The following is a 10,437-nucleotide window of genomic DNA, read 5'->3' as shown; positions in this document are numbered from 1 at the left end:
TCACACCACCTGTGGATATTTACTCCGGGCTGACTGACCGAACACAAAATAGAACCTTTCCAGATTGAAAATGTTGCTGATGAATTTCACGTAGTTCGGAACCACGCTGATGTTGCGTTCCTTGCCTTTTGAGTCCCATATGTGGGCTGAAATGTGTTTTCCGTTTTGGTTCATGCATTCTCATCTTATTATAGTAACTAACCAACGATAACAGTAAAAAGTAATAAATGTGTTCATTTCACTGCAACCATTATGATCTGCAAAACAAAAGGATTATAAAAAAGACTTAATAATCACTTAATCGTTATCTAATAACATTAATTCTTATTTTAGCAAATATGAGGTTTTTTCGTGTTTCTACTTGCTGGTTTTCTCTTCTCTTCTTCTTTGCGGAACAGGCCGCTTTCCTTCGTCGAGCGTGACAAGAATGACTCGGTATAGCGAATACGGATGCACTGGTCAAGTATTGACAGCTAATGATGTTGCAGGGGTCAAAAAACATATAATCAACTCAATTGGTCTGCGAAGCGATGAAGCGGGCCGCGCAGTTTAAGTTTCTTCTCAATATTCAGAAACAGCCTCAATAAACGGCTCTGCCAGTTTCAGCACATTTTCTTTAAAGGCAGGCAAATTCTTAAAAACAGCTGAATTTTGCCCTTTCAAAAGCTCCTGCTTAGTTTTCCTGCCAACAATATCATCACTCCCCTGCGAGAGTCTGAGGATAATCGATCCTGGAGATGTTTTTGTCTCGCATATGACATTATCGCAGTCCCCATCAGTGATTCCAATAATCGGGATGCCAAACCTGAACAGGATGTCGCCTGCTATGGCTGTGGTATCGTCTCCAACTGTAACCACAAGTTCAGCCCCGGCAGCCAGCTCAAAGGATTTTTCGGCGTCATGGTCTATCAGCACTACTTTCCCTGATGTAATACTTCCATTTCCTGCCCGGTTTCGGTAAGAAAAATCCGGTTTTTGGGCGCTGTCACTTTGTTTTCGGGCATCTGGGAATAAGGAAATACTTCTCCTTATGTCCCCGCTTTTTATCCAGGCTTTTGTAAGGTCTACAGGGCCTCTTTTTTCGTAATTATGGATTTTTTCAAGCCCGTGATCTTTTATTTCTCCGCCTTCTATCGCAGTAATGAAGCCGTTTTCGGAGATTATCCTTATTTCCGGGGACAGGGCTTTTCCTATCACGATCCCGTTTACGAAGATATTTTCTCCGGGGAGGACTCCTGAGATTTCTCGAGTTATCCGGGTTTTTCCGGTTTTCGGGCAGGTTTCTATGAAAACAGGATTGTGGAAGGGAATAGGGTTTTCGGCAGGAACTCCAAGCTTTCTGGAGAGTTTTTCAACGCAGCTGGCAGCTTTTTTGTTCAGGGGTATGAGCCTTCCGAAGGAGTTCCCGGGGCTTTCAATCTGGATTAGTGGCTTCTTTTCAGGCTCCTTAATGCGGGAAGCAACTTTTGATCCGAAAATCATGCCGGTTTCGAGAGTTTTTCCTCTGTTCAGAAGGCACACAAGGTCTGAAGTCTCAAAAAATTCTTCTATACAGACACTTGGCTTAAGGTGCCTGGTTATATCAATAGTTTTTTCAAGCCCTGCATCAAGGACAGCTGCCTTTCCCATGGTCCCGCCAAGCTCTGCTTTTACTTCCCCGAGGCAGGAAAGCTTTTCAAGAATTATTTTCGCTTCTCCCGAATCTATCACTTCGGGCCCGTGGATTACAAGGCTGATTTTCATTCTCATTTGACTTTAAATGAAAGGGGCATATTAATGTGATCCTTTATCGTGTGGGCATGTTTTAGATGTTACTTCTGATCTGGCTCTTTTCACATGCTTATTCGAGCCCGGTATTATAAAAAGACCGGGATTTATGAAAACTATCCGATAATTATCGAAAATTACATTACGCATTGTTACGTTTTGAGAAAAGATAACTGACCGTGAGGAACAGAAATGGATGATGTAAAAATTACCTGGCTCGGGCATGCTGCTTTTTTGTTCGAAGCCGAAAAGAAACTCCTTATCGACCCTTTTATTTCAGGAAACCCGAAAGCTCCATGCAACCCTGAAGACCTTGACCCGGATATAATAGCTGTAACGCATGGGCACCGTGACCACCTCGGGGATACTGTAGAAATCGGGGCACGGACAGGCTGCCGGATCATTTCGATTCATGAGGTCGCAAATTACATTAAATCCAAAGGAGTCTTTGCAGAAGGCATGAATAAGGGAGGCACAATAGAAGTGGAAGGTGTTAACCTCACCATGACACATGCACTCCATTCTTCTTCGATTGATGCATCGAATTTCAGTTTTGACGGGGGCAGCCCGGCAGGTTTCGTGATAGGTATAGGCGGGCATTCAATTTATCACGCAGGAGATACGGGAGTTTTCGGGGACATGCAACTTATAGGAGAACTCTACGAACCGGAAATCGCCCTTCTTCCGATAGGCAGCAGATTTACCATGGGTATAAAGGAAGCTGTAAAAGCTGTTGAACTGATTCGGCCTGAAATTGTCGTGCCAATGCATTACAACACCTTTGACGTCATCAAACAGGACCCTGAAGAGTTCAGAAAAGCCGTGGAGTCAAAAGTTGACACAAAAGTAGTTATTCTAAAGCCAGGGGAATCAATAGAACTTTGATTTTTGATTTTTTACCCCGGTTCATTTGCTTAGTTTATTTGCTTAGTTTATTTGCTTAGTTTATTTGCTTAGTTTATTTGCTTAAAAATTATGGTCTTAAAGGCAGAAAAGAAAGAAAAAGCCATACCCATTTCCTTTATCGTAGCTTCCGAAGTTATTGAACTTATACCAGAAACTTATGCATTACTCATTCCTTCCGATATACAATGTAACTGTGGTTATCCTCGGCATGGAAAGTAACTGAATTATCCTGCTCGATTTTATAATTGAGAAATTCTCCAAGTGTGGCATCGTAGACCTGAGTACTGTTTCCTGCGGTAATGTTTACGTTTACCAGAGCGCTGACGCCATTTGTATGTGCATCGAAAGAAAGCGATTTTTCATCATATTGCAGGTTTTCGAAACTTGCATCATATGTATTCAGGCTTGCTTTGTTATACTCATAGAATGACACTATGGACATATTGTTTGCATAGTAATTATCTACCCAGTCGCAGAACTTTGATCGGCTTATGGAGTATTTTACTGCAGGATCGACATCAATTTCGTGAGTAAACACGGGATAGACCATACCTGCCTTTGATGCTGGTTCCCACCACTGCCATGTATCGTCGTCCAGATTCCCGACCTCGTTTTCCGCATTAATTCCTGCATCTCCGTTTCTCCAGGTCATTCCCAGTTTTTCATATGCATAAACTGCGTGAGTAATGGTATCGCGATTTCTAAGGCAGCACCAGCTCGTTGGTTTCTGGCCTATTTTTTCACTGAGATATGAATGCTCCTCATCCATTACTCTGTATGCTTCTTCGAGTGGAAGGCTGTTTAATTCCTTCGTATAGTGTATCCCAACTTCCCAGGAGTCATTATCAACCAGGCTGTGCAGGTATTCAACCTGTTCTCTATCACACTTCTCAAACATTCCTTTATCAAACCACATCGTACCTCTGTACCCTTTATCCTTCAGGTAACCTACTCCTTCTGCGGTTTTGTTCATAGGAAAAGGTCCGTCAAGTCCGAATGGGATTATCTTATTATCCCCTACCGCGGTTATGAGTTTTCTTTCCGCTGTCTGGTTTACACTGTATATATTAACATCAAGGTAAGTTCCTTCTCCAAGGATAAAAGCTGTGAATTTAATATACCCGCTTGAAAAATCAATATAGGGCAACCTCTGTCTTCCATGACTGTAAAACGGAGTAACTATGTAACTGCCGTTCTGCGAGTAAACTGTGTTTGTTTTGTTGCAGCCGTCAAAAACTATTCTGAAGTTTACTTTTTCCGACCCATTACCCAGAACCAGTTCCCTGTACTCCAATTCTCCTGAAGGTCCCCTATAACAGCTTTTAAGCAGAGTCTGGTTCTCGATTTCCTGAATTATTAGCCTTGAGCCCGGGCTATTCAGTTCAACAAAACTTTCAGGATCGTCGGCATTTATATCAATTGAAATTTCATAAGCACATTTTACCATTGGAATAAGGGTGCATATATACAGAGATCCCGCCTGTCTTGGTTCCTCAAGATAATGAATTATAGGTAAAGAAGTACATTTACAAAATGTAAAAATATCCAGATTATTTTTAAAGCGGCTCAGGTATTCATTTATTCCAAAACAGCAAATAATATCAATATGTGGAAGTAAACTGCATGGTATTATAGGAAAATTTCTTGTACTCGTATACTTAAGTGCGTCTGTAGTCTCATTAAAGCATACTTCTGATTCCGCTGTTGCATATATATTTGAATATATTTTGTCGTAAATCTGTTCTTCATTTACATTTGCTATAAAAACATTAGATGGAAGGCTGTCTGCTTCAGAATAATTCTGTGAGAACAGAATAATACTGCCCTGATTGATATTCTCAGTAATTTTTGAACTGCTTATATCTGGTGATGCGTACGCTCCTCCGATATAAAAAGAATTTAGCATAAGCAGCATGAAAATAAACATTCTTAAGCGATCAATATTTTTCACCAAATCACCAGAATTAATCTCTGCGTTACTTCACATCCATCTGAAACTTTTACATCTTTTAACCGGCAGCCTTCTAAAAAATCTGTTTTTATCTTCATGACCGTTTCTGGTTAAGCTTAAGAATATCAATGCTCTTTCAGGGCTTAAAGAGCTCTATCTATACAGAATTATAAGCTTTTCAGTAAAAATTTCATTTTACTTACTATCAACAATAAATTAATGTTTGTATTTTGTGTTGGGTTTTTGAAAGTGTTTATTTAGGCTAAATATCAGGAGTATGTGATCCTAAAAAAATGCATGATTCCGAAACCATGCCCAGAAAAGTATTTCATGTTAAATTCAATCATTGGGGAACTTTTATTTTTTACAAATAATATTATTTTTTGCTCACAGACGTCTCCTGTTACAGAATTTAACCAAATCAAATTTAGAGAGGTATTTTTTGAAAATTATTTCCAGGGATACAGGGATAATTTCTTTAACAATTATTTACAGGGATGCCGGAATGCTTTCTGAGCCCATTGTTTTCTATCAGGTTATTCCTGCTTCGATAAAAAAGTAAATAGTTTACAATGTACGAGAATTTGTAAAGCAGGTCTATCAGGTCTATTATTTCTTAACTTTAAGTAAGGGTCTGGATACCGATTCAAATGAGCAAATTTAAATCGCATTCCGGATATACTCTAACTATTGTCTACCTATATAGTTTATATAGTATCAATACGAAATCACCAGCACGAACATGGAGACAAATATGAGAAAGATTTCACTTGCTTTTGGAAATGGGGTGTCTGAGCTGAATATTCCTGAGAAAAATATCTCCAGCCTTATCCTTCCATCGGAACCTGAAAAAAAGGAAGATGAGACCCTTCTAATTCGGAAAGCGCTCGAGAATCCGATAAAAAGTGAGAGGCTTTCCGAGATTGTAACCCCGGAAACGAAAATTGCAATAATTGTAAGTGATGTCACAAGACCCACTCCTACTGCAAAGATTCTGCCTCCCCTACTCGAAGAGCTCTACCTTGGCGGAGCAAAGGATGAAAACATTACCATAGTATTTGCGCTCGGGCTCCACCGCCAGCAGACCGAAGAAGAGTGCAGAAAGCTCCTGGGGGACGAAATTTCCAGAAATATCCGGTTTGTCCAGCACGACAGGAATAAATGTATTCATATAGGGGAGACAAGTTTCGGGACTCCGGTAGAAGTCTTTGAAGAGGTTCTGAATGCGGATCTGATAATCAGCACCGGGACAGTAGAATTTCACTATTACGCAGGTTATGGTGGGGGAGGAAAGTCTGTTCTTCCTGGAGTCAGTTCGGAAAAAGCCGTACTTTCATTCCATAGCCATTATAGCAAACTCTTCGAAGGTGAACCTCTTTCGGGTAGGGCCGAAAGCCCTGCGAGGAAGGATATCGAAGAAGCCGCAGGAACAGCAGGCCTTCGTTTTATCCTGAATGTGATAATCAATAGCAGGAAAGAAATTGTTGCTGCAGTTGCAGGAGATTTTATTGCTGCTCACAGGGAAGGGACAAGATATGTTGACTCTATATACAAAGTAAAGGTTGAGCCTGCAGATGTGGTCATCGTCTCCTGCGGCGGTTTCCCAAAAGACATCAACCTCTATCAGGCAACAAAGGCTCTCGAAAATGCTGTCCCTGCTGTAAAAACCGGAGGCTCAATAGTACTCGTAGCCGAATGTTCGGAAGGGATAGGAAACCAGGTATACGAGTGCTGGAACAGGGAGTGCAGGAGCCCGGATGATGCTATAGAACGTTTCAGGAACATCTTTGAGTTTGGAGGACATAAGAGTGCGATAGTTGCAAGAGCTGCAAAACAGTTCAAACTCTATCTTTTTTCAAAACTTTCTGAGGAAGAAATCAGAGGAGCTTTCTTTATTCCAGCAAAAAGCGTACAGGAAGCCCTTGAAAATATCCTTGCAGAGAACCCTGAGGCAAAAGTTCATATAATTCCCGATGGAGGGTGGACACTGCCTGTCCGGAAATAAGAGGACAGACAGGTAAAACCACAAAAAGAAATAGAGCGGCAAGATTTGGACTGTTTGTTCGATGAGGTTTGAAGCAAAATTTAATCCCGGGCATTGTTTACCTGGACATTGTTTACCTGTATAGTTTTATATATAATCAATACGAAATCACCGGCACAAACATGACGATAAATATGAAAAAGATTCCACTTGCTTTTGGAAACGGGATTTCTGAGCTGAATATTCCTGAGAAAAATATTTCCAGCCTGATCCTTCCATCGGAGCCTGAAAGAAAGGAGGACGGAGCTCTTTTAATCAAGAAAGCGCTTCAGAATCCGATAAAAAGTAAGAGGCTTTCCGAGATTGTAACCCCGGAAACGAAAATTGTAGTAATTGTAAGTGATGTCACAAGACCCACTCCTACTGAAAAGATTCTACCTCCTTTACTCGAAGAACTTTACCTTGGCGGAGCAAGGGATGAGAACATTGCCATAGTGTTTGCTCTCGGGCTCCACCGCCAGCAAACTGAAGAGGAATCAAAAAAACTGGTTGGAGAAAATATCTACAAAAAAATCCGCTGCTTCCAACACGATACCTCCAGGTGCAGAAAGATAGGAGTAACCAGCCGGGGCACTCCTATCGAGATTTTTGAGGAGGTTCTCGATGCCGATCTGGTTATTGGCACCGGAGGAATCGAATTCCATTATTATGCAGGATACAGCGGAGGAGCAAAGTCCGTACTCCCCGGAGTGAGCTCTGAAGAGGCTGTGCTCACCAACCATAAAATGATGATCGAAGAAAATGCAGTCTCCGGAATGGTAGACAGCCCTGTCAGGCAGGATATGGAGGAAGCTGCAAAGGTCTTTGGCCTTAAATTCATCCTTAATGTCGTACTTGACAGCAAAAAAGAAATTGTTGCTGCAGTTGCAGGCGATTTTATTGCTGCCCATAGAAAAGGGGTAGAGATTGTGGATGCCATGTATAAAGTGTCCGTAGAGCCTGCAGATGCAGTTATCGTTTCCTGTGGAGGTTATCCCAAGGATATCAACCTTTACCAGGCAAACAAGTCCCTGGATAATGCAACCCAGGCTGTAAAGGAAGGAGGTTCGATTATCCTTGTAGCTGAGTGTGCCGAAGGGATAGGAAACCAGGTATACGAGTGCTGGAACAGGCAGTGCAAAACTCCGGAAGATGCAATAGAACGTTTCAAACACTGCTTTGAGTTCGGAGGACATAAGAGTGCTATTGTCGCACTGGCTGCAAAGAAATTCAGGCTTTACCTCGTTTCAAAGCTTCCTGAAGAAAAAGCCAGGACCGCATTCTTTACCCCAATGGGAAGCATACAGGAAGCTTTATCTGCAATCCTTTCCGAAAACCCTGAAGCAAAGATTCACCTCATGCCTCACGGCGGGCAGACCCTGCCTGTAAGAAAAGAAAATTAAAGATCTCCGTAAAACCTGAATTTAAAAGATCTATTAGCAGGATCTTTTTTCCTTTATTCTTTCGTTTTTACTTTTCTTTTCCCCTTCCGGAGCATATCTATGTTATTCCTGATAACCCGAGCGACGTTTAGCCTCTCTGCCATAGCAAGTATAAAAGTATACTATCTTCTCTGAGAGTATACTATCTCCTCTGAGAGTATACTATCTTCCCTGAGAGTATACTATTTTCTCTGAAAATTCTGATTTCAGAATGAAAACCAGACAGTAAGAATTTTCTGTTGATTGCGGAAATAAAACAATATAGAAAAGAAATAGACGCATAAAAATGCGCCTGAATTTAAAGGATGCAGGCTTAAACGCCTGCCGAATCCACTGAACTGCTTGACACTTTTTCTGTTTTTTCCTCTTCTTCGTCCTCAAACCTGTGCCTGAAAGCCTTTTTCAGGAACTCAGGTGAAAACTGAGGTGTAATAAGGCTTACCGCTACCAGGGCAATGAGAGATAGAGGAGTTGCTATCAGGATCGGGTCTACAACGGTCCATGTGCCTGAAAGCAATGTTTCCTTGCCAAAGATCGCCTGGGAGATTCCGAGAGGAATTGCTTCTTTTGCATGAACAAAGGTCAGCCAGAAAAGGCTGCTCAAAGACCCAATTACAAGGCTTGCAGTTGCTCCTGCTTTTGTGGTGCGCTTCCAGAAAAGTGCTCCTATAAAGAGGGGCAGGAAAGCAGCAGTACACAGGCCCATGAACATGGCAGTAGCCCTTGCAATAATACTTCCGGGCAGAATGTACGCCAGAATGATAGCTACCACGATAGTAAAGGCGATTCCCAGTCTTGTAACATGCACGGTTGCTGTGGACTTGCCTTTCATGATACTCTGCTGATATACATCGTACCCTATGGCAGTACCCATTGTATGGAACTGGGCAGCTGCTGTAGACATTGCAGCTGAAAGCAGGCAGAGCATGAAGAGTGCCACAAACATCTCTGGCATGGCATGGTTCAGGAATGTAGGCATTATAAGGTCGGTGTTTCCGCCAGGCACTGCCTGAAGGGCGATCACGCCTTCAGTTTTAAAGAAGTATACGTTGGAAAGAGCTCCTATTGTATATGCGACCCCTACCATTAACAGGAGGAAGGGACCACCTACGGCAACCGCTCTTTTCAGGGAAACGTCATTTTTTACAGTCATGAACCTGACTGCGAGCTGTGGCTGTGCAAGTACTCCGATTCCTACTCCCATTATAATTGTGGAAACCATAGTCCACCATATAGGGGAACCAATTGCCGGCATAGAAGTCCAGCCCCTGTGCCCCTGGTCTGCAAGGGCTGGAGGAACAAGGTTTGCCATGTTAGTAAGGGCCTGATGGGCTTCGGTAACTCCTCCAAGCATATTGTAAGTATAGATAAGCAGGAAACCCATTCCGAATAACATAAGGATAGCCTGGAAAGCATCCACGTACATGACTGAGAGAAGTCCTCCTTTAATCACATAGGACGCAATAATAATGGTAAAGATTATGAGAGCAATATTGTAGTTGATTCCAAGGGTTGTTTCAAGGAATCTTCCGGCTCCTATGATAACACTTGCAGCATAAAGGGGCATGAATATACCCAGGAGAAGCGCGGAATAGGTCTGGATGAACTTTGATTGGAAGCGTTTTCCTATAAACTCAGGATATGTTATAGCTCCCAGATTCAGCCCCATGCGTCTTGTAGGAGGACCAAAGACAACGAAAGCAATAAAGATTCCAAAGAAAATGTTCATAAAGACGAGCCATAAAAGCCCCATTCCTAAAGATGCAGCTACCCCTCCGAATCCTATGATTGCAGAAGTGCTAATAAATGCAGCCCCGTAGGAAAGAGCCATAATTGCAGGATGCACCCCTCGGCCTGCGAGCATATACCCATCTGTCTTGGAATTCTTTTTGTATCCCAGATAGGCAACATAAAAGGTGGCTGCAAGATATATAATGACAAAGAAGATAAGAGTTGAAGTACTAACTGCCATAAAAATCATTCCGAATAATCGTGATTACTTTTTCCTCGGGCTATCAAAAAGCCCTTCACCGGAATACCCATTTCCGGCAAGTCGAGTTTACTGATCCTGAACCTCGGGTTTTTTAACGCTGTTCTTTACCGGCTGGTCCTCTTTGCTTTTCCAGTGAATAGCACCGTAGACCATACACCCGACTGCACTGAGTATACTGGCAATGTACGCAAGCCAGATCTGTGGGTCCTCAATTCCTAATACTAACACATCTACCACCTGTAATAATTTCCTGCTATCAGCTAACATGACACCTGTTAGCACACTACATTACAGTTTTTTGTTATTTAAATATGTTGAGCCGAATAAATTTTACATTGAAGTGGACCATATAAAT

The 10,437-nt window shown here is 42.1% G+C and carries 8 protein-coding genes; 3 read left to right on the top strand and 5 right to left on the bottom strand.

Annotated features, from left to right (window positions below; translation table 11 throughout):
* Both RSJ42_RS02445 and RSJ42_RS02440 read right to left on the bottom strand, forming a co-directional pair.
* Entirely contained in the window at positions 1 to 174 is a 174-nt protein-coding gene (locus RSJ42_RS02445; RefSeq protein ID WP_410509143.1) for a hypothetical protein, read from the bottom strand.
* A gap of 387 nt (positions 175 to 561) precedes the next feature.
* Positions 562 to 1,749 carry a DUF2117 family protein gene (locus tag RSJ42_RS02440; RefSeq protein ID WP_410509142.1) on the bottom strand — a complete coding sequence of 396 codons (1,188 nt, stop codon included), beginning with the start codon at positions 1,747 to 1,749 and terminating at the stop codon, positions 562 to 564.
* A 210-nt stretch (positions 1,750 to 1,959) separates the two neighbouring features.
* Between RSJ42_RS02440 and RSJ42_RS02435 the strand changes: the two genes are divergently transcribed.
* Complete coding sequence (locus RSJ42_RS02435; RefSeq protein WP_410509141.1) at positions 1,960 to 2,652, top strand: metal-dependent hydrolase; 693 nt, start codon at positions 1,960 to 1,962, stop codon at positions 2,650 to 2,652.
* Between the two features lie 187 nt (positions 2,653 to 2,839).
* Here RSJ42_RS02435 and RSJ42_RS02430 read toward each other — a convergent pair whose 3' ends face one another.
* A complete protein-coding gene (locus RSJ42_RS02430) occupies positions 2,840 to 4,120 on the bottom strand; it encodes a hypothetical protein (protein ID WP_410509140.1) in 1,281 nt (426 codons plus the stop codon).
* A 1,246-nt stretch (positions 4,121 to 5,366) separates the two neighbouring features.
* Here RSJ42_RS02430 and larA (RSJ42_RS02425) point away from each other — a divergent pair.
* Positions 5,367 to 6,629 carry a nickel-dependent lactate racemase gene (gene larA / locus RSJ42_RS02425; protein WP_410509139.1) on the top strand — a complete coding sequence of 421 codons (1,263 nt, stop codon included), beginning with the start codon at positions 5,367 to 5,369 and terminating at the stop codon, positions 6,627 to 6,629.
* A gap of 161 nt (positions 6,630 to 6,790) precedes the next feature.
* A complete protein-coding gene (larA, locus tag RSJ42_RS02420) occupies positions 6,791 to 8,050 on the top strand; it encodes a nickel-dependent lactate racemase (RefSeq protein WP_410510291.1) in 1,260 nt (419 codons plus the stop codon).
* A gap of 352 nt (positions 8,051 to 8,402) precedes the next feature.
* Here larA (RSJ42_RS02420) and RSJ42_RS02415 read toward each other — a convergent pair whose 3' ends face one another.
* Both RSJ42_RS02415 and RSJ42_RS02410 read right to left on the bottom strand, forming a co-directional pair.
* Positions 8,403 to 10,061, bottom strand: a complete 1,659-nt coding sequence (locus RSJ42_RS02415; protein ID WP_410509138.1) for a sodium:solute symporter family protein — start codon at positions 10,059 to 10,061, stop codon at positions 8,403 to 8,405.
* A gap of 87 nt (positions 10,062 to 10,148) precedes the next feature.
* On the bottom strand, positions 10,149 to 10,310 hold the full coding sequence (locus RSJ42_RS02410; RefSeq protein ID WP_410509137.1) for a symporter small accessory protein: 162 nt from the start codon (positions 10,308 to 10,310) through the stop codon (positions 10,149 to 10,151).
* Positions 10,311 to 10,437: the final 127 nt, after the last annotated feature.

Origin of the sequence: Methanosarcina hadiensis (assembly GCF_046529725.1) — an archaeon.
Lineage (GTDB): Archaea > Halobacteriota > Methanosarcinia > Methanosarcinales > Methanosarcinaceae > Methanosarcina > Methanosarcina hadiensis.
This window is presented reverse-complemented; position numbering and strand designations above follow the sequence as displayed.

Excerpts from the sequence above, each read along its gene's own strand:
- larA (WP_410510291.1), top strand. The coding sequence starts at position 6,791 with ATGACGATAAATATGAAAAAGATTCCACTTGCTTTTGGAAACGGGATT.
- RSJ42_RS02435 (WP_410509141.1), top strand. The coding sequence starts at position 1,960 with ATGGATGATGTAAAAATTACCTGGCTCGGGCATGCTGCTTTTTTGTTC.
- RSJ42_RS02440 (WP_410509142.1), bottom strand. The coding sequence starts at position 1,749 with ATGAGAATGAAAATCAGCCTTGTAATCCACGGGCCCGAAGTGATAGAT.
- RSJ42_RS02415 (WP_410509138.1), bottom strand. The coding sequence starts at position 10,061 with ATGGCAGTTAGTACTTCAACTCTTATCTTCTTTGTCATTATATATCTT.
- RSJ42_RS02445 (WP_410509143.1), bottom strand. The coding sequence starts at position 174 with ATGAACCAAAACGGAAAACACATTTCAGCCCACATATGGGACTCAAAA.
- larA (WP_410509139.1), top strand. The coding sequence starts at position 5,367 with ATGGAGACAAATATGAGAAAGATTTCACTTGCTTTTGGAAATGGGGTG.
- RSJ42_RS02430 (WP_410509140.1), bottom strand. The coding sequence starts at position 4,120 with ATGGTAAAATGTGCTTATGAAATTTCAATTGATATAAATGCCGACGAT.